The sequence below is a fragment of the Ferdinandcohnia sp. GQ5 genome, from assembly GCF_059759275.1.
Genome location: NZ_JCAXEW010000016.1, coordinates 116,826 through 138,402 on the forward strand (window position 1 = coordinate 116,826; position 21,577 = coordinate 138,402).

Consider the following 21,577-nt stretch of genomic DNA (forward strand, 5'->3'; position numbering starts at 1 on the left):
TAATGAAAGTAAAAATATTGAAAAATAATAAGTGTGGTGACGTTCTATGAAACCAAGGTCCTTAATGTTTACATTATATGGTGAATATATTAAATATTATGGGGGAGAAATTTGGGTAGGTAGCTTAATTGAATTAATGAAACAGTTTGGGATCTCCGAATCGTCTGTAAGAGGCGCATTATTTCGGATGGTCCAAAATCATTTATTGGAAGTACGAAAAGTAGGAAAGAAGAGTTATTATTCCGCTACCTCAAAAGGCCGTGTTGATGAGGGGGTAAATAGGGTATATGCCACTCAAAACCACATTTGGGATCAGCAGTGGAGAATACTTACATATTCGTTTCCTGAGGAAAAGCGAGAGATTCGAAATAAAATTCGTAAAGAACTAATTTGGACCGGATTTGGCAACCTTACGAATAGTACATTGGTGACGCCTAATCCAGTGGAGGACCAAGTAACAGAAATGATTAAGGCAAATGGAATTGAAGAATATGTGTTTTTATTTACATCATCCTCAATTGTTTCCCATGATAACCAAAGTATCATTGATATCGGTTGGGACCTGAATTTGGTAAGAGATGAATATCAAACGTTCATTGATAAGTTTACACCTAAATTTGAGGAACTTCGTGAAAAGGCTTTAAATAACACATTAAAGGATGAGGAATGTTTTATTGAGAAAACTGTGTTGGTACATGAGTATCGGAAATTCCTCTTCCAGGATCCAGGTTTCCCAAGAGATTTACTCCCTGAAGGATGGATTGGCATAAAGGCTAGAGAGTTATTCTGGAATATACATCAGCTGCTATCTATTCCGTCAATCCGCTATTTTGAGTCTGTCTTTGAGGGAGCTCCTGATCGTGAAATCCATATTGAACGTGATAAAGCAATCAATCCTTTTGGAGAAATCTACATTTAATTTTATTCAGTAAAGTCCTTTATTTTAGTGTTTGAGGAATGTATTAAAAAAGTAACAATTCAGTTGGTGGAGAAACTCCGGCTGAACAAAATTAAGCCTCCGGCGGATGCAACGATTTTTTAGAGGATATTATTCGAGCATAAGATCGCCATCCCGGGCAAATTCTTTGTGATCCACATCGTGGGCCTAAAAATATCGGGTATAAATACGCCAAGGCACTTTTGATTATAGGGGTGAGCCATGAATATTGAAAAAATTGAATTTGGTGGCTATCGGATTGGGATCCCAGTTCCGTTTCCAATGAAGTATGTTTACTGTTACCTTTTTAAACAGAATGATGGCTATTGTCTGATTGATGTTGGGTTAAACTATTCAGCTGCGCGAGATGCTTGGCAAGAAGTTTTTGATCACTTAGGAATTACTTTTGGTGATGTTCATACAATTTATCTCACACACTTCCATCCGGATCATTCTGGTCTTTCAGGCTGGATGCAAGAACAAACAGGTGCTGACCTTTTTATGAATGAAGTGGATGCAGCCATGATTGAGCGTGTATGGGGTGAGGGGAGCGTTCAGGTTGCGAGAATGAAAGAAATGGTTTTGCAACATGGGGTTCCTGAGGATTTAGCTGATGGTATCGCTGACCATATGAATAAATTACATAAGAATGTTCTTCCACTACCTGTTGTAAAACCTATTGGAGCTACTATTGAGTTTGGTGATCAACAATGGTCTGTTATCCACACACCTGGACATAGTGAAGGTCATGTATGTTTTTTTCATGAAAAAGAAGGTATCTTAATAGGCGGAGATCATATTCTTGAAAAAATTACACCGAATATTAGTGTATGGCCCGGTGCTAGCCAGCATCCATTACATGAATATATCGATTCATTACGTAAAGTTAGGAAATATCCGATAAAAAAAATATACTCTGCCCATCATTCACCGGTTCCAAATGTAACTGAACGAATAGATGAACTCATCCAGCATCACGAGGAGCGTCTCAATTATATTGAAAGCCTAGCCGATCATAAAACGACATATGAGATTGCGAAGGTCTTGTTCTCCCATAGAGAACTCAACCCTCACCAATGGCGTTTTGCTATTGCAGAAACTATAGCGCACTTAAACTATTTAGAACGCGAAGGCCGAGTTGCAAAGGTTAAGCAAGATCCTATTATTTACGATCAATGCTGAAACAATACTAGGAAAATATCAAAGATAGATGAGGTTGGAACCCAAGATTGTTAGTAAAATAACAATCTTGGTTTTTTGTTTTGGATAGAAGTCCGTGTGAAGGCCTGTGCGAAATAGTTACTCGTTTGGAAAGTCCTTCATAGCCGTGATGAAGGCACGTGTGGAGCAGTGGTGCGCAAGTAAAGTCCTTCATAGCTGTGATGAAGGCCCGTGTGGAGTGAGTGGGTGCGAGTAAAGTTCTTCATAGCAGTGATGAAGGCCCGTGTGGAATGAGTAGGTGCGAGTAAAGTTCTTCATAACAGATGAAGAGGAGAACGAAAAGGTCGACTATTTCGAATCCCCTTCATCCCGCAGATGAAGAGGAAAACGAAGCTAATCCCCGGACGAACCCCTCTTCATACCCTCGATAAAGAGGAAACCCGAGCAGATTCTTGCACTCAATCCCCTTCATCCCGCCAATGAAGAGGAAAACAAAGCTGCCCCAAGCCCGAACCCCTCTTCATAACCTCGCTGAAGAGGAAACCCTAGCAAATTCCTGCGCCGAATCCCCTTCATCCCGCCAATAAAGAGGAAAACAAAGCTAATCCCGGCACGAACCCCTCATCATAACCTCGATAAAGAGGAAAACTCATCAACATCACGCACTCAATCCCCTTCATCCCAAGAACAACCTCTAGTATTACACCAACCATCGGGCATATAAAACAATTACCAAAACAAAATCCACATCAACATTCATTACGAATTTTAATTTAACGTCTAAAAAACATTATAAACATGTTGACAAACAATTTAAAATATTCTATATTACATATTATAAACGATAGTTAAAAAAACGTAATACAAAGAGGTGTTCATTGATGAGTATAAAAGAAGCTGAGGTATTACTGGAAAAGGTTCAAAATGGATTTATTGTGGAGCGCATGGAGGATATGAATGACGAATATTTGAAAGCGCTAAAACAAACACTCGCGATTGTAGGAGATACAGAACTTCTTAGTGTCCCGCCATTATTAACAGTCTACGATCAAGCCCCAAACTTAAACTATAAAATTACAGCTCTAGCAGTTATGCAAGATGAAATCGGTCATGCTCATATCGCTTATCGCTTGCTGGAAGACCTTGGTGAAGATATTGACGAAATGCTCTACAACCGACCAGCCAACCGATGGAAAAATCCTTACGCTTTTGATTTTAAATTAGACAACTGGGTTGAATTAGGAGTCTTTAACGGACTATTTGATCGTTCTGGATATACGCTTTTAGGTGACGCATACGAACACACTTCATATGGGCCTTGGAAACGTGCACTAGTCAAGGTTGATAAAGAGGAATTATTCCACCTTCGTAATGGCGAGATCATTATGAAAAATGCGATGAAGAAGCCAGAAACGGCAAAGCAAGTTCAAGAAGCTGTGGATTGGATGTTCCTAATGGCACTCGAATTCTTCGGTGTTGCAGATAACCTTAAGAGCCGTTCAGCGCAGTTGGATTATCGATTAAAAGGGCGAACTAATGATGAACTAAGACAAAAATGGTTGTCAACGGCTGTTCCGTTCTGTGAGTCAATCGGAGTGAAAGTTCCAGCTCATTACGATGAAGACCAAGGAAAATATATGATTGACGTTCCATTCCCTTGTAAGTTTGATCCAGAAAACAAAAAATGGTTAACTGACCAACCGGATACATGGGAAGGTGCAATCGAGCGCTTTAAGCAGAGAGGTCCTCAAAACCAAGAATTTGTGACTCGCATTCAAAAGGGAGTTTGGGAGTTAGAAGCAATGAGAGCAGAGGAGGCATAAACATGAGTGGAATTATCCAAAAAGAACAAACAACAAAGTATTGGGATGCTCTTAAAGAAGTAATGGATCCTGAGTTTCCAATCAGTGTTGTGGATATGGGTCTAATTTATAACATTACCCAAAATGGAAGTGAATTAGAAGTTGAAATGACATATACCTCCACTGGTTGCGCATGTATGCAGTGGATTGAAAACGATATCAAAGAACGTTTGTTGAAAGAAGAAGAGGTGGAGGAAGTTAAGATTCAGGTCGTTTGGGATCCACCTTGGACGACAGCAAACCTAAGTGAAGAAGGAAAGAAAAAATTAAAGCACTGGGGGGTAAGTTCATGACAGTAGACGTTGCAAAAAAACATGATTACCTTCTTCTCACTCGAATCAATCGTGGAGATGAACTTATTCATGTGGGAACATTCAAGGCAGTTAATGATGATTTAGCAAAGATTTATGCACAACATATTTATGACGAAGAAGACTGGGTAGAAATGTTTGTTGTTAAAAAAGAAGCTCTTGTTTGTGTACGAAGCCCAGAACCATTATTTGCAAAGGAGTGAGACTGATGTCTAAGGAACATATTTCATTAATAGAACTTGGTGAAACAATTGCTGATAATAAATTTATTTTAGGTGATCGATTAGTTGAAATTGGTATCAGCGGGCCGACATTAGAAGGTACGCTTTCATCGATTGCGATGGCACAGCAGGAACTGGGCCATTCAAGACTGCTATATCGCTGGGTTTCCGATTTATCGGGTATTAAGACGGAAGTAAAACATCAAACCGGAAAAGCATTTAAACAAAATGTTGAAATTGGGAATTGGATTGAACTGATTGCTGGAATTTACGTAACAAATGTAGCTGTTGACTTAGTAATGAACGCCATGATTGAAGCAAATAATCCAAATGTGAATCCTCCTTTTACAAAAATGTTAAAGGAGCAGCAAGAACATCTCATTTATTCACAGAGTTGGTGTGATCAGCTTCTACTCGATAAAGGATCAATTCCAAGAAGAACGAAAGAAGCAATTTCAAAAACAGCGCAAGAAGCGAAGGAATGGTTAATTAAAGTAGAAAACGATATGTATTTCGTCACTGAAAACATCATTCCAAAGGATGCTAGATTAGTAGAAAATTTCGATGCAACACTCGGGGAAGTCTTAAAGGATGTGGAAAAGCAACATGTTGGCTAAAAAAGAGAACGCACAATGTTCATTTTGCTCATCTGAAGATGTAAAGAAAATTTCATCCTTTGGTACAGCCCAATTAGTAAGACAATACTATTGTAATGAATGTAAAAGTGTATTCGAATACATTCGATGGCAAAAGGAAGAGGCGGCTAAATAGAATGTGTGTTCAAAAAGGTGGATGAAGAGGACTAAGTCCTCATGTCTGGGCGACACTAGCACGTCCTGTACGTCGAAATTTCAAGGCGGCGTAGCTCCCTAGTACACGGACGTAGTAGTTAATACGTGATGAATGGAGAAGCAAGCCAACACAGAAATTTCGATGTTTCATATTCAAAAGGACTTTTTGAACATCCTCTAGAAAGGACCAAATAGTATGCAGCAAATAAAAACAGTAGGTGTAATAGGATCAGGAACAATGGGAGCGGGGATTGCGCAATTACTAGTACAAAACGGATACCCTGTCATTCTTTTTGATATCGATGAAACAACTGTAACACGTGCGAAAGAGGCAATAGAGTCAAAGTTAGATAGATTAGTTGTCAAAGAAAGAATTACCCATGCCACATCAGAAAAAGCAAAAAAGAACTTAGGTATCACAACGGATATGAACTCATTTGCCAATTGTCAATTGGTCATTGAGGCAGCGCCAGAAAGGCTGGAAATTAAACGGTCCATTTTTTCTCAACTGGAAGAAATCTGTTCGAAAGATTCGATATTGACGTCGAATACTTCCTCACTTTCGATTACAGAAATTTCAGGCCAAAGCGCAAATCCGGAACGAATCGCAGGCTTGCACTTCTTCAATCCGGCACCAATTATGCCGCTTGTTGAAGTCGTAAAAGGGTTAAAAACAGCTTCCTCAACTGTTGATACTCTTGTCCAATTTGCCCAAACAATTAATAAAAGTCCTGTGATGTGCAAGGATACACCTGGTTTTATTGTGAATCGAGTAGCACGACCATTTTATAATGAAGCATTGCGAATTATGAATGATAAGATCGCTACGCCAAGTCAAATCGATCGAATTATGAAGAATGCTGGTAATTTTAAAATGGGTCCTTTTGAATTGCAGGACCTCATCGGAATTGATATTAATTTTGCAACGACAAAATCAGTATATGAAGGATTTCACGGAGAAAGCAGATTCCGTCCTCACTACTACCAAGAGCGGATGGTCCAATCAGGTAGCCTAGGAAGAAAAACAAAAGGAGGGTTCTTTGATTATGACAATTAAAACAGTCGCTATCATAGGGGATAACCTAATTGCAAAAGAACTCTCCAACTCTTTTCAAGAAAATCCACACGTTCATTTGGTTGATGCGAAAGCTTTGACCGAACAGGTGGATGTCGTAATTGAAACGACGAATCTTGATAAGGAAGAAAAGAAACGTAGAGTCGAGGAAATTGAGGCAAGTGTTTCACCTACTACATTGATTCTATCGACTACCCTTGGCGTGACAGCGACTGAGGTTGCTTCATGGCTTTATCATCCTGAAAGATTAATAGGATTTGGGACTTTCGCTAATTTTAGAAAGGGCAGCTTAATTGAAGTGGCATTGCCATTACAAGCTGATGCAAGTTATCTGCAAACTGCCACAAACACTTTTTCATTCATTCATCAGGAAATTGAAGTTGTCGAGGATGAGGTAGGTTTTGTCTTTCCAAGGATTTTATCAATGATTGTTAATGAAGCGGCCTATGCACTTTCAGAGCAAACGGCAGAGGCTGAGGCAATTGATGTTGCTATGAAAAAAGGTACAAATTATCCTATGGGTCCACTTGAATGGGCTAATGAAATTGGGCTAGATGATATATTTGCAGTATTGAGTGGATTATATCGTGAATTAGGGGAGGAACGTTATCGCCCAGCTCCACTTATTCGAAAGCTTGTGTACGCAGGATGGATTGGTGGAGAAACCGATAAATGCTTTTACCATTATCAAAACAGCAAAAATAAGGAGCTTTCAGTATGAGAGAAGCTGTCATAATTGATGCAGTTCGGACTCCGATAGGAAAACTTAACGGTTCGCTTACTAGTGTACGACCTGATGATCTTGCAGCCCATGTGTTGAAGCAATTAATGGCTCGCAATGACTTGGATTCGAATCTGATTGAAGATGTATTTTTTGGATGTGCGAATCAAGCAGGTGAAGATAATCGAAATGTTGCTAGAATGGGATTGTTATTAGCTGGGCTACCTATTTCGATTCCGGGAGTAACGGTTAATAGACTTTGTGGTTCTGGATTAGAGGCAGTTAATCAGGCAGCCTCTTCGATTAAGTCAGGCTTAGGAGATGTCTTTATTGCAGGAGGAACGGAAAGTATGACCCGTGCTCCGTATGTAATGATGAAACCTCAAGTTACAAGTGCAAAGGGGAATCAAACTTTGCATGACACGATGCTCGGTTGGAGACTTGTTAATCCAACCATGAATGAAATGTATCCTCCAATTAGCTTAGGAGAAACGGCTGAAAATGTAGCAGAGAAATATGGAATATCAAGAGCAGAACAAGATGAGCTTGCCCTATCAAGTCAGCAAAAGGCAGCCGCAGCGATTCAAAGTGGAAGATTTAATGATGAAATTGTGCCGATTGAAATTCCACAAAGAAAAGGAGAGCCCCTTCTTTTCAGGGAGGATGAACATGTTCGTCCTGGAACCACTTTGGAAACGCTGTCTAAACTTAAGCCTGTTTTCCGAAAGGATGGGACAGTTACTGCGGGAAACTCATCTGGTATTAATGATGGCTCTAGTGCCATTCTCGTAATGGAAAAGGAGCTTGCACAAAGGCTTGGATTAAAGCCGATTGCTAGAGTAGTGACATCTGCTGTTAGTGGTGTCCATCCTGACTATATGGGAATCGGCCCCGTTCCAGCGACAAGAAAAGCATTACAAAGGGCAGGTTTAACTGTTGATGACCTTGATTTAATTGAAATAAATGAAGCTTTTGCAGCACAATCTGTTGCATGTATCAATGAACTCGAGCTTGACATGGGTAAAGTGAATGTTAATGGTGGAGCAATTGCTTTAGGTCATCCACTAGGATGCAGCGGTTCACGTATTGTAACAACGCTTGTTCATGAGATGCAAAAACGTGATGTGCGTTATGGATTAGCCACAATGTGCATCGGCGTTGGTCAAGGAATTGCAACGATTATAGAGAAAATGTAGGGAGTGAACAACATCGATGGTAGAATTAAAAGAAACATACCAACTATTGATAAATGGAGAATATTCAAATAGTAGTAATAATGAATTTTTCGAGACTTATAACCCTGCAACTGGTGAGGTTATCGCAAAAGTAGCAAAGGCGACTAAGGAAGATGTGGATCGTGCTGTTGACGCAGCAAGAAACGCATTTGAAAACGGCAAGTGGCCGAAATTGCCTCAAGCAAGAAGAGCAAGAGTACTTAATAATATTGCGGCAATCATGCGCGAACGTTTCAATGACCTTGTTGAAGCAGAAGTATTAAATAGTGGAAAAACAGTTGCTGCTGCCAAAGGGCAAATTGGTCAAGCCATTGAAGACTTTGAATTTTATGCAGGTGCCATAACAACGTTTGGCGGACGTACGAATCCAGTTCCAAATGGATTTTTTAACTACACCGTAAAAGAACCTGTAGGAGTTTGTGCGCAAATTATTCCATGGAACTATCCATTAATGATGGCTGCTTGGAAAATCGCGCCTGCTATTGCAGCTGGATGCCCAGTTATACTTAAGCCAGCTTCACATACTCCGATTACTGCTTATATGCTTGCAGATATTTGCCATGAAGCAGGGGTTCCAGCAGGTGTAGTGAATGTTATTACAGGAAGTGGTTCAGTAATTGGTCCTTACTTAACGACTCACCCTGGTGTTGATAAAGTTGCCTTCACAGGTGAAACAGAAACCGGGAAAGATATTATGGCGAAAGCTTCGACAAACTTAAAGCGTGTGACATTAGAATTAGGTGGGAAATCTCCTAATATCGTATTTGATGATGCAGATATTGATGGTGCAGTAGCGGGTTCTATTTATGGAATCTTCTATAACACTGGCCAATCCTGTGAGGCACGTTCAAGATTATTTGTACATGAAAACATTTATGATGAATTTGTCGAAAAATTTATTGAAAAGGCACAAAAACTAAAGGTTGGTGACCCATTCGATAAGGAAACACATATGGGAGCCCTGATTTCTAAAGAACATGAAGAAGTAGTAGACGGCTATGTAAAACTTGCAATTGAAGAAGGCGGAGAAGTTCTTTATGGAGGAAAAAGACCAGAAGGCAGCGAATTTGATAAAGGGTATTGGTATTTACCAACCGTTATCGGAAATGTCACAAACTATATGAGAATTGCTCAGGAAGAAGTCTTCGGTCCAGTTGTTGTTATCATGAAGTTTAAAGATGAAGCTGAAGTATTAGAGCAATCGAATGATTCTATTTTTGGACTTGGTTCAGCTGTCTGGACAAAAGATCACGGTAGAGCACATCGAATTGCAGAAGGCATTCGTGCAGGTATTGTCATGATAAACTGCCCGATTTCGGCCTTCCCTGGAACACCATTTGGTGGCTACAAGCAATCAGGCTTTGGCAGAGAATTGAGTGTAGAAACACTTGATCTTTATTCAGAAACAAAGAGTGTTGTCTCATATAATGGAGAACGTCCATTAAATGTTTTCAGAATATAGTATATATAAATAATTTTCTAATAAGAAAACGGAGGTAAATAAACATGTCAATTAATGTAGAAACAAAAAATCTTACTGTAAAAAAAGCCGATGGGATTGCTGAAGTTCACATTCATGTCAATAAAACAAATTCATATGATCTTGAGTATTACAAAGAGTTAAATGCAGCCATCGATGACATTCGTTTTGACAATGATATTAAAGTAGTTGTACTAATGAGTGATATGCCAAAATTCTTCTCAGCAGGAGCGAATATCAATTTCTTAAAATCTGCTGAGCCACGTTTTAAAACACAGTTCTGCTTATTCTGTAACGAAACTTTAGATAAAATTGCACGTTCACCACAAATTTGGATCGCTTGCTTAGAAGGGCATACTGTTGGTGGTGGATTAGAAATGGCTCTAGCTTGTGACCTCCGCTTTATGGGAGACCAAGCAGGTAAGATTGGACTTCCCGAAGTATCTCTTGGCGTATTAGCAGGTACAGGTGGAACTCAGCGTCTAGCTCGTCAAGTTGGACACTCTAAAGCCTTAGATTTAAATATCACAGGTGAAACATTAACACCACAAGAAGCATTAGCTATTAAACTAGTAGATCGAGTATATCCACAAGAAGAAACAAGAGCAAAAACGTTAGAATATGCACAAAAAATCGCAAACAGCGCAACTTATGCAACATCTAATATTAAGCTATCAATTATGAATGGGAAAGAAATGCCACTTAACGTAGCGATCCGTTATGAGGGTGAGCTTCAAAACTTACTATTCCGTTCACAAGATGCACAAGAAGGTTTAAGTGCGTTTATTGAGAAGCGCGAACCAAATTGGCAAGGTAAATAATCTGTTTGTTTTTGTACTATAAAAATGCACCTGATGGCGACGTTGCCATCCTACCTTAGGTATGAAAGCACTATATTCATAGTGCTAATAATTAAAAATACCAACAGCATTATAAATGTAAAATGTCCGAATAATATCCAAATAATAGAGTAATGGGTACAAAATTACAAACATTTTCATACATCATTGCGGCTTAAAAGCACTATTTATACAGTGCTTATATCAAATATCAACTATGAATTACTCCAAAAAAGTGGAGGTAAATGATTACCTCCACTAACCTAAATTTTTTCTATCTATAAGATAGGTAAGGAGGAAAAGTGTGATAAAGGTAGCTTCGGATTTAAAGGGAATTGCAACGAAGTACAATGCAGCCGATCGATTTATTGAAAAAAATGTACGAAACGGACTAGGGGAAAAAATAGCCATTATTAGTGGAGATGAACAAGTCTCTTATCAAGAACTTCTTAATCGTGTGAATCAATTTGGTAACGCTCTCAAGAAGTTGGGTGTTGAAAATGAAAACCGTATGCTGATGGTTATGCATGACACCGTTGAGAATATTGTATCCTTTTATGGGGCGATAAAAATTGGTGCACTTCCAATCCCATCTAACACTATGCTACAGCCTGGGGATTATGAATATCTATTAAACCACAGTCGCTCTAAAGTACTTGTTATACACGAGGATCTTTGGAGCAAAATTAAGGCAAATAGAGATCGATTTGTCTTCCTTCAGCATGTTATCGTCGTCACAGAAAACACGACAGTAGATACAAATGAAATTGATTACTATGAACTGGTAAATGGTGCTTCAACAGAGCTAGAGTCGTTTTTGTCAGTCAAGGATGACCCTGCATTCTGGCTATACAGTTCTGGTAGCACTGGAAATCCCAAAGGTGTTATTCACCATCAACGAAGCATGGAAGCAGCATATAACACGTACGGGAAACAAGTTTTGGGGATAAATGAAAATGATGTTACCTTTTCCGCTTCAAAGCTCTTTTTTGCGTATGGGCTTGGAAATGGGATGTACTTCCCATTAGGAGCTGGAGCAACAACAGTTTTATTAAAGGATCGTCCTACGCCTGATAAAGTGTTTGAAACACTTGAAAAGACAAAACCAACGATCTTTTTTGGTGTTCCAACACTTTACGGTAGTTTGATTAACTATGTTGAGCGGACAGGCAAAATTCCTGACTTATCATCAGTGAGAGTTTGTGTATCTGCTGGTGAGGCGCTCCCTGACACATTTGTAAACAAGTGGAAGCAACTCTTTAATCTTGATATTTTGGATGGTATTGGATTAACAGAAGCACTACATATTTTTATTTCGAATCGGGTTGGAGATATTCGTCCTGGAAGCACAGGGAAGCCTGTCCCTGGATATGAGGCGAAAATTGTAAACGATGATTTTGTGGAAGTAGAACCGAATGAAGTTGGGGACTTAGTTATTAAAGGGGAAAGCCTAACTGGTGGTTATTGGGCAAATATCGCTGAAAATCAAAAAAAGCTCAAAGGTGAGTGGATGTATACAGGAGATAAATATTACAAGGATGAAGAGGGATATTTTTGGTATTCAGGGCGTTCAGATGACATGCTGAAGGTAGGCGGAATCTGGGTGTCTCCAATTGAAGTAGAATCAACTCTACTCAAACATGACTCCGTTCTAGAAGTCGCAGTAATTGGTGTCAAGACAGAGGATAATCTAGATCTTCCGAAAGCATGTATTGTCCTTAAAGAAGGGGTTGCTCCATCAGAAGAATTGAAAGCCGAATTAAAAGCTTATGTAAAAGCTAACTTAGCCCCTTACAAATATCCTAGGATTATAGAATTTATGGATGAAATTCCTAAAACAGCTTCTGGGAAGATGCAACGTTTTAAATTAAGACTCTAACTAATTGTTTCGGACGCGGAAGTATAATTAACGTAATAAATAAAAAACGCTAAATTCAACTAAAGAAAAAGAATTTGTTTATTATTATAATACTGAATTTGTGGTATGTATTGGATAAATAGAGGTCGTGTTGGTATTAAAGACGGAAATTGTAAGTCTTTATTCCAACCCTCCTCCATTTTTTTTGCATGAATTTACGGCGAAATTTATTACGTTTTTTTTATGGAAGTTGAAAATATGTATTGAATATTTAGATAGTTGTAACTATAATAATATTCAAAATACTAAGAATTCCGGAGAGGAGGTATCCATACATAATCCAAAAGTCCTGTTAGTTTAAAAAAATGTATAGCAAAGAGGGTCAGTATTGAATGCGTTTCCATTAAAGGGAGGGTTACCTATGAAACTAGTAAAAAGAAATTGGTTGATCATGTTGGCATTTGTTCTATTGCTCTCAGCATGTAGCTCAGGGGCAATCAGTACAACTACAGAAAATAACAAAAAAGAAGAAAATGAGGAACCAACAACAACTGATTCTTCAAGTGACGAGCCAATTAAAATTGGTGCTTTACTTCCTTCAACAGGTGTATATGCTTCACTTGGGGAAAATGTTAAGAATGGTATGGAGCTCTATTTTGATGAAATTGGTTGGGAAGTCGCTGGTAAGAAAATTGAGATTGTTCATGAAGATACGGAGGCAGACCCACAAGTTTCCTTACGTAAGCTTCGTAAGTTAATGGAGCAGGACAAAATTGACATTTTAACTGGTCCAATCAGTACCGCAGTAGCTTATGCGATTCGTGACGAGGTTGATAAGAACAAATTACCTTTCCTTGTTTCTCATGCTGGAGGAAATGATTTAACAAGAACAAAGCGTAGTGATTATATCTGGCGCTCGTCTTTCTCGTCCTACCAAATTGGACACTCTATGGGCCAATGGGCGTATGACAATATTGGTGGAAAAATCTATTTAACAGCTGCTGACTATGCCTTTGGTCATGAAGCTACGGCAGCATTTAAGGATGCTTATACGGCAGCAGGTGGAGAAATTGTTGAGGAAGTATTCGCTCCACTTGGAAATAACGATTTCTCTTCTTACCTAGCAAAAATGAATCGAGATGATATTGATGGGATCTATGCATTCTTTGCGGGTACAGATGCGATTCGCTTCGTTCAACAATACGAGCAATATGGATTAAAAGGCAAGATTCCTTTAATTGGTTCTGGATGGCTTACTGCTGAAGATACTCGTCCACAACAAGGAACTGCTCCTGAAGGCATCATTGCTTCAATCTTCTGGGATTATAGCTTAGATACGCCTGAAAACAAAAAGTTCGTTGAAGCGTATGAAGCGAAGTACGATGCTAGACCAAGTATTGAATCAGCAGAAGGATATGATGCCGCTGCGATTATGGCAAAAGCGATTGAAGCATTAAACGGTGATGTTTCAGACCCTGATAAACTAGTAGAAGAAATTTCAAAGGTTGAACTGGATAGCCCAAGAGGACCAATCAAGTTTGACCCAGAAACTCATCAAATTATCCAAAACTTATATATCGTAGAAACGTACCTTGATGGTGACAAGACGGAAAATAAAGTAATCGACACAGTACCAGAAGTTGTTGACCCAGGAAAATAAGCAAATAATAAAAGAAGGAGGCAAGGTAACGAGTGTTGCCTCCTTCTTTTCTAGTTACCTAATATATTATTACTATTTTAACGAAATTTTCCGTGTCTAGTTCCAGCGCATTGCCAGTTTTTATCATGAATAGGCTTTTGGGGAGAATTTTGCGAAAAGCTTTGCTTTGAGCAGCTTGAGGTCTTATAACCTGTTCCAAGAAAAGTCAAAGAGCGACTTTTTTGGTACAGAACATTAGCTTGTCCGGGCAGAGCAAGGCGCTTACACATTTCGGATTGGGAGGAAAGGAATGGATACATTAGTCTTGCAATTGATGAATGCGCTAAGCTACGGGTTTCTCCTATTCATTATCACATGTGGGATAAGTCTCGTCTTTGGTATTTTAGGAGTATTAAATTTAGCGCATGGTTCCCTATATTTATTAGGATCTTACATGGGTTATTCAATCGTTGTAAAGTCAGGATTACCATTTTGGGTTGCACTCTTGGTTGTACCTTTTATTATTGCAGTTATCGGATTGATTTTAGAAGTAATTCTACTTCGGCCTACCTATAAACTTGGCCATCTTTCCCAAGTATTGTTGACCTTTGGTCTTGCGTATATCTTTCATGATCTCTTCTCCATTATTTGGGGGAAAAACATCATGACCGTAACCCCACCAGCTTTCCTAAGCCAATCGGTCGAAGTGATGGGGAATATGATCCCATCATATCGTCTAGCTTTAATTGTAGTTGGAATCATCATCGCCGTAGCCCTTTGGTATACCCAGGAGAAAACAAAATGGGGTGCAGTTATCCGCGCAGGTTTATCTGATAAGGAGATGGTTGGTGGGCTAGGAATCAACATTCACCTCGTCTTTACACTCGTATTTTTCTTTGGAAGCTTCCTAGCAGGAATTGGTGGGGTACTTGGCTCCCCAATCCTAGGGGTAGCCCCTGGAATGGAATTTAATATCCTCATTTTATCCCTTGTTGTTCTCGTTGTAGGAGGACTTGGGTCGGTAAGCGGAACGATTGTTGCGAGCCTTTTAGTGGGTATGGTTGAAACATTTAGTCGTTTCTATGTCCCAGAACTAAGCTTAATCATTACATTTGCATTGATGGCTGCTGTATTAATTATCCGTCCGCAAGGATTGATAGGAAGGAGGGCATAAATGGGTAAACAGTGGATTAAAGGAAGTGTATTATTCTTATTAATGGTTGCTGCTCCATTTTTTGTTTCTCTCTATTACGTAAACATTTTTACGGAAATCTTGATCTTTGGAATATTCGCCATTAGTTTAAATATCCTAGTTGGTCAGACTGGATTGGTTTCCTTAGGGCATGCTGCATTTTTCGGTGCTGGTGCTTATGCAACTGGTCTTGCGGCAAGTCATTTATCTACAAATGTGTTTCTAACGATTGCAATTGGAATGCTGCTTGCCTTTCTATTAGCTATTTTAATAGGTTTTGTATCAACAAAGGCACACGGATTTTACTTTTTGATGCTAACACTTGCTTGTTCCCAGATGGTTTACTCTATCATTTATCAATGGACAGATGTAACGGGTGGATCAAATGGATTATCAGGTATTCCTTCTCCAAGCCTGTTTGGAGATTTTCTCCTATCCAATCAAGTGTTTATCTATTATTTTGTATTAGTCGTATTTGCAATAGTTATGATCGTGATTAACAGACTTCTTCATTCCCCACTTGGGTACGTCTTCATTGGAATAAAAGAAAATGAAGACCGAATGAAGTCGATTGGCTATAACACAACCTTCTATAAAAACATTAGCTTTTTGATTGCTGGTACTTTGGGTGGATTGGCTGGAAGTTTATATGTGTTTTTCAATGGCTTCGTAGCCCCAACAGATGTGTACTGGACAGTGTCTGGTTCGGTACTGATCATGGTGCTAGTTGGAGGAGCAGGAACACTTTGGGGACCTGTTATTGGAGCGGCATTCATCGTTGTGTTGGAGACAATTATTAGTTCTTACACAGAAAGCTGGATGATGATTATTGGTACTGCCTTCATCCTATTTACGATCTTTGCTCCTTCCGGAATTGCAGGGCTGTTCTCTAATCTGACAGGGAGAATTTTTAAGACAAGGCCAAAACCTGTAGTGGAAGATTATGTCGAGCAAGCGATTGAACCAATTAAACAGCAATCAAAAATAAATGGATAGGGGGGAAAGTGATGACTACAATTCTTTCCATTCAAAATCTATCAAAGCACTTTGGTGGGTTAAAAGTAATTGAAGATATTACGTTGGATGTGACAGTTGGAGAACGTGTGGGATTAATTGGTCCAAACGGCGCTGGTAAGACAACCTTTTTCAATATGATCGCCGGAGACTTGAACCCGACAGGTGGAACAATTGCCTATTATGACCGAGATATTACAAAGGTACCAAACTATAAAAGGACAGAAAGTGGAATAGTGCGAACGTTCCAGAAGAACAATCTAATGTTTGGATTAACGGTGAAAGAGAATGTTCGCCTTGTTTTACAGAAAATGAGGAAAGAGCATACGCATTGGTGGAAGAAGGTAAGTCCCAAAAATTATCAAGCATTGCATGAAGAAACGGATGCCCTTTTACAGGAATGGAATCTTAATCAGTATAGCGATACAAAGGTACAAGAGCTATCTTATGGTGTGCAGAGACAAATTGAAATTGTCATGGCGATTGCTGGAAAGCCAAAGATTCTACTGTTAGACGAACCAACAGCAGGAATGTCACAGGTTGAAACCGACCAGATTATTGCTCTAATTAATAAGTTACCAAGAGAAGTAACGATTTGTATGATTGAGCATGATATTGATGTGTTGTTCGGTAATATGGACCGAGTGATTGTCCTACATACAGGAAAACTAATTGCAGATGGTACACCAGAAGCGGTTCGCGAAAATGAAGAGGTTAAGGAAATTTACCTAGGGCGGGAGGAGGCTGCACATGCTTAAGTTGAATGATGTTAATAGCTTCTATGGCTCAAGTCACATCCTTCATGGAGTGAACCTTGAAGTGAAAGAAGGCCAAGTTGTTACCCTTTTGGGAAGAAATGGTATGGGTAAGACAACAACCATGCATTCAATTATTGGCTTTGTAAATAAAGTACAAGGTGAAATCCTGTTTGAAGGTAAAAATATTGCCTCTCTTCAAAGTCATCAAATTGCTAGAAAAGGGATTGGGATTGTTCCCCAAGGGAGAAGAATATTTCCGAACCTAACCGTAACAGAAAATTTAACCGTTTTCGCTGATTTGAAAAAAGGAGATTGGAATCTAGAGAAGATTTTTCACTATTTTCCACGCTTAAAGGAACGTGAAAAATCTCATGCTGGCACCTTAAGTGGAGGGGAACAATCGATGTTATCTATCGGAAGAGCATTGATGAGAAATCCAAAAATCTTATTGCTTGATGAACCTACCGAAGGATTGTCACCCTTAATGGTCAGTGAAGTGATGGATGTCCTTTTAAAATTAAAAGAATCCGGAATGTCGATGCTGCTAGTAGAACAAAATATCTCAACTGCCTTGAGAATAGCAGATGATGTTTATATTTTAAGTAAAGGAAAAGTAGTTTACCACGACAATCCCGAAGAACTAAAAAACAATATGGATATCGCGTATCAACATCTCGCGTTAAGCAGCTAACAATAGCCCTTCCCATTCCCGGGAATGGGCTATTTATTTTCATTTCCTATAAATAGTAAAAAAACATTTGGTAAAGACTACTAGTGGTGATGAAAATGCCTTGTCAATCAAATGATGAATTAAAGGAATTAGTGAAAGAAGCGCGTAAAATAACTAAAGATGGGCGTGTAGCAGACTATATACCCGCACTTGGAAAAGCAAATCAGAATGACCTGTCTATTGCAATTAACTTTCCGGATGGACGTTGCTTTTCCGCAGGAGATATTGAAAAAAAAATCTCGTTACAAAGTATATCCAAGGTCGTAACCCTTGCTCTCGTTTTGATGGATAGGGGTAAACAGTATGTTTTTGAACGTGTTGGAATGGAGCCGACTGGTGACCCGTTTAACTCGATTGGAAAGCTAGAAACAATGGTTCCCTCAAAACCACTAAACCCAATGATTAATGCAGGTGCACTTGCAGTTACCCACATGATAAAAGGGTACACTGTGGATGAGAGATTTCGTCGATTACTAACATTCATTCGTGAATTAGCAAACAATGACACTATCCATTACAATGAGGAAATTGCGCAGTCAGAATATGAAACGGCACATCTTAATCGAGCCTTATGTTATTTTTTAAAACAACATCAAATCATTGATGAAAACGTAGAAGAGCTCATTGATCTTTATACAAAACAATGTGCAATCGAAATGAATTGCCTGGATTTATCTAGAATAGGTGTTGTTTTTGCTCTTGATGGTATCGATCCGGATACGGGTAAACAAATAATGCCGAAAAATGTAGCACGCATTTGTAAAACATTTATGGTGACTTGTGGCATGTACAATGCTTCTGGTGAATTTGCCATAAAGATCGGGATACCAGCAAAAAGTGGTGTATCCGGTGGGATAATGGGGGCTGTTCCAGGAAAATTTGGGATTGGAATATTAGGTCCCGCCTTAGATGAAAAGGGAAATAGTATAGGTGGAATAAGACTTCTTGAGCTCCTATCTAAAACCTATAACCTTAGTATGTTCTAGGAGTATCCAAACTGAGATACTTTTTATTGCAATCCAAAAAGTCGTGTTATAAGATATATCTTATGGCTAAATAAAACAGTAGTATAAAATTATGAACTTAACGTCTAATGCGGGGGGAGTTTAATGGATTTTTCCGAAAAACAAGTACGCCCTCAATACGGTATTCTTGCCGTCTTGATGGTTGGTGCCTTTATTTCATTTTTAAATAATACATTATTAAATGTCGCGTTACCTTCAATTATGACGGAATTAAAGGTTGACCCATCGACAGTGCAGTGGTTAACCACGGGCTTTATGCTAGTCAATGGTATCTTAATTCCGACTACAGCCTTTTTAATCGAAAAATATACCGTTCGCCGATTATTTATCGTAGCAATGGGATTATTTACTATCGGTACGATTCTTTCTGGTACCGCCCACGTATTTTCTATCCTCCTAGCAGGTAGGATGATCCAAGCATCAGGTTCGGCAATTATGATGCCGCTACTTATGAATGTAATGTTGGTAAGTTTCCCTGTTGAAAAAAGGGGAACAGCAATGGGGGTTTTCGGATTAATCCTCATGTTCGCACCGGCGATTGGGCCAACACTCTCGGGTTGGATTATTGAACACTATGATTGGAGAATGCTTTTCCACTTCATCACACCAATTGCAGCTATCGTGTTCATTCTTGGCTTTATCATGCTGAAGGATAGAAAGGAAAAAGTAATCCTAAAATTGGACTTTTTCTCATTAATATTATCAAGTATAGGATTTGGTGGATTATTATATGGATTTAGTTCTGCCGGTAATATGGGGTGGGGAAGTCCGGTTGTATATGGATCCATTATAATTGGAATAATCTCGCTAACTTGGTTTATTATCCGTCAATCAAAGCTTGATATTCCAATGCTTAATTTTGGGGTCTATCGTTATCCGATGTTCGCGTTGGCTTCAGTGATTACAATGGTTGTTAATATGGCCATGTTTTCAGGGTTTTTATTGCTTCCAATCTATTTGCAAACGATCTTAGGAATTTCTCCTATGAATACTGGACTTTTACTTTTACCTGGAGCGGTATTAAATGCATTTATGTCACCTATCAATGGACGTTTATTTGATAAATTTGGCGGACGCATTTTGGCAACCATGGGATTGGCCATCACAACGGTAACTACCTATCTATTCAGCCAGCTTACCTTTGATACTTCCTATATGTATCTTATGATTTTACATGCGGTGAGAATGTTTGGTATGTCCATGGTCTTTATGCCAGTTTCAACAAATGGATTAAATCAGTTACCGCGAAACTTATACCCACATGGTACAGCTGTTAATAATACATTAAATCAGGTTTCAGCTGCCATTGGTACAGGATTTTTAATTACATTGATGTCACTAAGAGAAGAGTCATCTGCAGCAAATTTACTAAAGAATATTCAAGGGCAGCCTACAGAGGCACAAGCTTTACAAATTCAATTACAAGCCATGCTTGAAGGAATTAATTTCACATTTTTCGTTTCAACCTTCTTAATACTTCTTGCTTTTATCCTCGCGTTCTTTATCAAACGGGCGAAACAGGAAGAAGATATTACGGGTAAGAAAAAACCTAAGCAAGGAGTCCAGCCTTCATTAGCAAAGAATTAAAAAAAGGAGAAATCGTCCAATTGGATTGATTTCTCCTTTTTAATTTCCTTTTATTGCAGGTATTTTTATTTTGACAGTGAATTCCTCGTCTTTACATACAAAGTCCAAAAATCCAGTTGCATCATCGACAACATCGTGAATCAACTTTGTACCAAGTCCTTCGTGACCATCACCTTTAGTCGTTTTTCCGAAGCTTGCAAACAAATGATCCAAGATGGACGCTGGAATTGGAAGTGTACTATTTTTACATGTTAAAATATACAAGCCACTCCGCTTATAAAATTGCAAAGTAAGGAAGGATTGGCTTTTATGCTCCTTTTGCCATTCTTCACACGCGTCAATACTATTGGATAGGAGATTTCCAATCAAGGTAACAATTTGCTGATCAGACAAAGGTAAGGATGAAAGTGGCAAATCAAAATCATATACAATTGCAATATCAAGTGCCCTTGCTTTGCGATACATTTGATGGAGAATACCTGCTACCACACCACGCTCACCTTTTATCGAAAGGTTTGTTTCTTTATAGCCCTCAACCAATTCATCCAAATAGTGTTTTGCTTCCTCGTTCTTTCCATTTTCAAGCATAAAATGCATGGCGGAAACATGCTTTAAAAACTCATGCCGTTCACTTCGAACGACTCGAAAGGTTTCATTGAATTGAGCACGTTGTTCATCAAAATGTTTGGCCTCTTCTAATAGAGTATTCAATTTTTTTGAAATTGAAAGTCGTGATAAAAATGCATAAAAGCATAAACCCCCCAATACCACGATTGTTCCCCAATAAAGCATTATCAAGTATTACGCCACCTTAAAAATAATTTTGTTGTAAAAAGTCTACTTTTTCTTTTGTAATCATTGCCTGTTCTTCGATGCCTTCGAAAGTGACAATATATGAGTTCTTCGCATAAAGCGAAAAGTTTTTTACGTAGTGAATATTGATGATAAACGACCGGTGTGATCGAATGAAGTCTCTTTCTCGTAATTCTCCCTCGAGCTCACCTAGCGTTTGATAGGTTTTAATCGGTCCTGATTTTGTATAAATGGTCGTTGAACGCCCAGAACGTTCAATAAAAATAATATCCTTCTTTTGAAGAATGTGGATTTCATTTTTTTGTTTTAAATAAAGTCTTCCATGAAT

22 protein-coding genes are annotated in these 21,577 nt (G+C 38.8%); 20 read left to right on the forward strand and 2 right to left on the reverse strand.

Annotation, left to right across the window (positions count from 1 at the left end; all coding sequences use genetic code 11):
• The first annotated feature begins 46 nt into the window (after window positions 1–46).
• From AC6CHV_RS18895 to AC6CHV_RS18990, 20 genes are all read left to right on the forward strand, one after another.
• A complete protein-coding gene (locus tag AC6CHV_RS18895) occupies window positions 47–919 on the forward strand; it encodes a PaaX family transcriptional regulator C-terminal domain-containing protein (RefSeq protein ID WP_121447830.1) in 873 nt (290 codons plus the stop codon).
• 240 nt (window positions 920–1,159) lie between these two features.
• Window positions 1,160–2,119 carry an MBL fold metallo-hydrolase gene (locus tag AC6CHV_RS18900; RefSeq protein ID WP_498079477.1) on the forward strand — a complete coding sequence of 320 codons (960 nt, stop codon included), beginning with the start codon at window positions 1,160–1,162 and terminating at the stop codon, window positions 2,117–2,119.
• Between the two features lie 860 nt (window positions 2,120–2,979).
• Window positions 2,980–3,921, forward strand: coding sequence for a Phenylacetic acid catabolic protein (locus AC6CHV_RS18905; RefSeq protein ID WP_498079478.1), 942 nt, complete (start codon window positions 2,980–2,982; stop codon window positions 3,919–3,921).
• Between the two features lie 2 nt (window positions 3,922–3,923).
• Window positions 3,924–4,253 (forward strand): iron-sulfur cluster assembly protein, encoded by a 330-nt coding sequence (locus AC6CHV_RS18910; RefSeq protein WP_207899938.1) that lies wholly within the window; start codon window positions 3,924–3,926, stop codon window positions 4,251–4,253.
• Window positions 4,250–4,474, forward strand: a complete 225-nt coding sequence (locus AC6CHV_RS18915) for a hypothetical protein (RefSeq protein WP_121447833.1) — start codon at window positions 4,250–4,252, stop codon at window positions 4,472–4,474. The genes AC6CHV_RS18910 and AC6CHV_RS18915 overlap by 4 nt, the downstream gene beginning before the upstream one ends.
• Before the next feature lie 5 nt (window positions 4,475–4,479).
• Window positions 4,480–5,109 carry a Phenylacetic acid catabolic protein gene (locus AC6CHV_RS18920; protein WP_341332750.1) on the forward strand — a complete coding sequence of 210 codons (630 nt, stop codon included), beginning with the start codon at window positions 4,480–4,482 and terminating at the stop codon, window positions 5,107–5,109.
• Entirely contained in the window at window positions 5,099–5,263 is a 165-nt protein-coding gene (locus AC6CHV_RS18925) for a PaaD-like zinc ribbon domain-containing protein (RefSeq protein WP_498079479.1), read from the forward strand. The genes AC6CHV_RS18920 and AC6CHV_RS18925 overlap by 11 nt, the downstream gene beginning before the upstream one ends.
• 216 nt (window positions 5,264–5,479) lie before the next feature.
• Complete coding sequence (locus AC6CHV_RS18930) at window positions 5,480–6,340, forward strand: 3-hydroxyacyl-CoA dehydrogenase NAD-binding domain-containing protein (protein ID WP_498079480.1); 861 nt, start codon at window positions 5,480–5,482, stop codon at window positions 6,338–6,340.
• Entirely contained in the window at window positions 6,330–7,079 is a 750-nt protein-coding gene (locus AC6CHV_RS18935; protein WP_440273484.1) for a 3-hydroxyacyl-CoA dehydrogenase family protein, read from the forward strand. The genes AC6CHV_RS18930 and AC6CHV_RS18935 overlap by 11 nt, the downstream gene beginning before the upstream one ends.
• Complete coding sequence (locus AC6CHV_RS18940; protein ID WP_498079481.1) at window positions 7,076–8,275, forward strand: acetyl-CoA C-acyltransferase; 1,200 nt, start codon at window positions 7,076–7,078, stop codon at window positions 8,273–8,275. Before AC6CHV_RS18935 ends, AC6CHV_RS18940 begins: the two co-directional genes overlap by 4 nt.
• Window positions 8,276–8,291: 16 nt before the next feature.
• The gene (locus AC6CHV_RS18945; protein ID WP_498079482.1) at window positions 8,292–9,776 is read left to right on the forward strand and encodes an aldehyde dehydrogenase family protein; all 1,485 of its coding nucleotides are present in this window, start codon (window positions 8,292–8,294) and stop codon (window positions 9,774–9,776) included.
• Window positions 9,777–9,820: 44 nt separating this feature from the next.
• Window positions 9,821–10,615, forward strand: coding sequence for an enoyl-CoA hydratase-related protein (locus AC6CHV_RS18950; RefSeq protein WP_121447839.1), 795 nt, complete (start codon window positions 9,821–9,823; stop codon window positions 10,613–10,615).
• A 322-nt stretch (window positions 10,616–10,937) separates the two neighbouring features.
• The gene (locus AC6CHV_RS18955) at window positions 10,938–12,512 is read left to right on the forward strand and encodes a benzoate-CoA ligase family protein (protein WP_498079483.1); all 1,575 of its coding nucleotides are present in this window, start codon (window positions 10,938–10,940) and stop codon (window positions 12,510–12,512) included.
• Window positions 12,513–12,912: 400 nt separating this feature from the next.
• Window positions 12,913–14,151 (forward strand): ABC transporter substrate-binding protein, encoded by a 1,239-nt coding sequence (locus tag AC6CHV_RS18960; RefSeq protein WP_121447841.1) that lies wholly within the window; start codon window positions 12,913–12,915, stop codon window positions 14,149–14,151.
• A gap of 289 nt (window positions 14,152–14,440) precedes the next feature.
• Window positions 14,441–15,304 (forward strand): ABC transporter permease subunit, encoded by an 864-nt coding sequence (locus tag AC6CHV_RS18965; protein WP_121447842.1) that lies wholly within the window; start codon window positions 14,441–14,443, stop codon window positions 15,302–15,304.
• Window positions 15,305–16,318, forward strand: a complete 1,014-nt coding sequence (locus AC6CHV_RS18970) for an ABC transporter permease subunit (RefSeq protein WP_121447843.1) — start codon at window positions 15,305–15,307, stop codon at window positions 16,316–16,318.
• An 11-nt stretch (window positions 16,319–16,329) separates the two neighbouring features.
• Window positions 16,330–17,094, forward strand: coding sequence for an ATP-binding cassette domain-containing protein (locus AC6CHV_RS18975; RefSeq protein WP_498079484.1), 765 nt, complete (start codon window positions 16,330–16,332; stop codon window positions 17,092–17,094).
• The gene (locus AC6CHV_RS18980) at window positions 17,087–17,785 is read left to right on the forward strand and encodes an ATP-binding cassette domain-containing protein (RefSeq protein WP_498079485.1); all 699 of its coding nucleotides are present in this window, start codon (window positions 17,087–17,089) and stop codon (window positions 17,783–17,785) included. The genes AC6CHV_RS18975 and AC6CHV_RS18980 overlap by 8 nt, the downstream gene beginning before the upstream one ends.
• A 95-nt stretch (window positions 17,786–17,880) precedes the next feature.
• Window positions 17,881–18,810, forward strand: coding sequence for a glutaminase A (gene glsA, locus AC6CHV_RS18985; protein ID WP_498079486.1), 930 nt, complete (start codon window positions 17,881–17,883; stop codon window positions 18,808–18,810).
• A 123-nt stretch (window positions 18,811–18,933) separates the two neighbouring features.
• Entirely contained in the window at window positions 18,934–20,436 is a 1,503-nt protein-coding gene (locus AC6CHV_RS18990) for a DHA2 family efflux MFS transporter permease subunit (RefSeq protein WP_498079487.1), read from the forward strand.
• A 39-nt stretch (window positions 20,437–20,475) separates the two neighbouring features.
• Here AC6CHV_RS18990 and AC6CHV_RS18995 read toward each other — a convergent pair whose 3' ends face one another.
• Window positions 20,476–21,228 carry a GHKL domain-containing protein gene (locus AC6CHV_RS18995; protein ID WP_498079491.1) on the reverse strand — a complete coding sequence of 251 codons (753 nt, stop codon included), beginning with the start codon at window positions 21,226–21,228 and terminating at the stop codon, window positions 20,476–20,478.
• Window positions 21,229–21,247: 19 nt separating this feature from the next.
• Window positions 21,248–21,577: LytTR family transcriptional regulator DNA-binding domain-containing protein (locus AC6CHV_RS19000; RefSeq protein ID WP_498079488.1), on the reverse strand; the 330-nt coding region annotated here is incomplete at its 5' end.

Coding starts and splice junctions, on each gene's coding strand:
- AC6CHV_RS18895 (WP_121447830.1), top strand. CDS start 47: ATGAAACCAAGGTCCTTAATGTTTACATTATATGGTGAATATATTAAA.
- AC6CHV_RS18900 (WP_498079477.1), top strand. CDS start 1,160: ATGAATATTGAAAAAATTGAATTTGGTGGCTATCGGATTGGGATCCCA.
- AC6CHV_RS18905 (WP_498079478.1), top strand. CDS start 2,980: ATGAGTATAAAAGAAGCTGAGGTATTACTGGAAAAGGTTCAAAATGGA.
- AC6CHV_RS18910 (WP_207899938.1), top strand. CDS start 3,924: ATGAGTGGAATTATCCAAAAAGAACAAACAACAAAGTATTGGGATGCT.
- AC6CHV_RS18915 (WP_121447833.1), top strand. CDS start 4,250: ATGACAGTAGACGTTGCAAAAAAACATGATTACCTTCTTCTCACTCGA.
- AC6CHV_RS18920 (WP_341332750.1), top strand. CDS start 4,480: ATGTCTAAGGAACATATTTCATTAATAGAACTTGGTGAAACAATTGCT.
- AC6CHV_RS18925 (WP_498079479.1), top strand. CDS start 5,099: ATGTTGGCTAAAAAAGAGAACGCACAATGTTCATTTTGCTCATCTGAA.
- AC6CHV_RS18930 (WP_498079480.1), top strand. CDS start 5,480: ATGCAGCAAATAAAAACAGTAGGTGTAATAGGATCAGGAACAATGGGA.
- AC6CHV_RS18935 (WP_440273484.1), top strand. CDS start 6,330: ATGACAATTAAAACAGTCGCTATCATAGGGGATAACCTAATTGCAAAA.
- AC6CHV_RS18940 (WP_498079481.1), top strand. CDS start 7,076: ATGAGAGAAGCTGTCATAATTGATGCAGTTCGGACTCCGATAGGAAAA.
- AC6CHV_RS18945 (WP_498079482.1), top strand. CDS start 8,292: ATGGTAGAATTAAAAGAAACATACCAACTATTGATAAATGGAGAATAT.
- AC6CHV_RS18950 (WP_121447839.1), top strand. CDS start 9,821: ATGTCAATTAATGTAGAAACAAAAAATCTTACTGTAAAAAAAGCCGAT.
- AC6CHV_RS18960 (WP_121447841.1), top strand. CDS start 12,913: ATGAAACTAGTAAAAAGAAATTGGTTGATCATGTTGGCATTTGTTCTA.
- AC6CHV_RS18965 (WP_121447842.1), top strand. CDS start 14,441: ATGGATACATTAGTCTTGCAATTGATGAATGCGCTAAGCTACGGGTTT.
- AC6CHV_RS18970 (WP_121447843.1), top strand. CDS start 15,305: ATGGGTAAACAGTGGATTAAAGGAAGTGTATTATTCTTATTAATGGTT.
- AC6CHV_RS18975 (WP_498079484.1), top strand. CDS start 16,330: ATGACTACAATTCTTTCCATTCAAAATCTATCAAAGCACTTTGGTGGG.
- AC6CHV_RS18980 (WP_498079485.1), top strand. CDS start 17,087: ATGCTTAAGTTGAATGATGTTAATAGCTTCTATGGCTCAAGTCACATC.
- glsA (WP_498079486.1), top strand. CDS start 17,881: ATGCCTTGTCAATCAAATGATGAATTAAAGGAATTAGTGAAAGAAGCG.
- AC6CHV_RS18990 (WP_498079487.1), top strand. CDS start 18,934: ATGGATTTTTCCGAAAAACAAGTACGCCCTCAATACGGTATTCTTGCC.
- AC6CHV_RS18995 (WP_498079491.1), bottom strand. CDS start 21,228: ATGCTTTATTGGGGAACAATCGTGGTATTGGGGGGTTTATGCTTTTAT.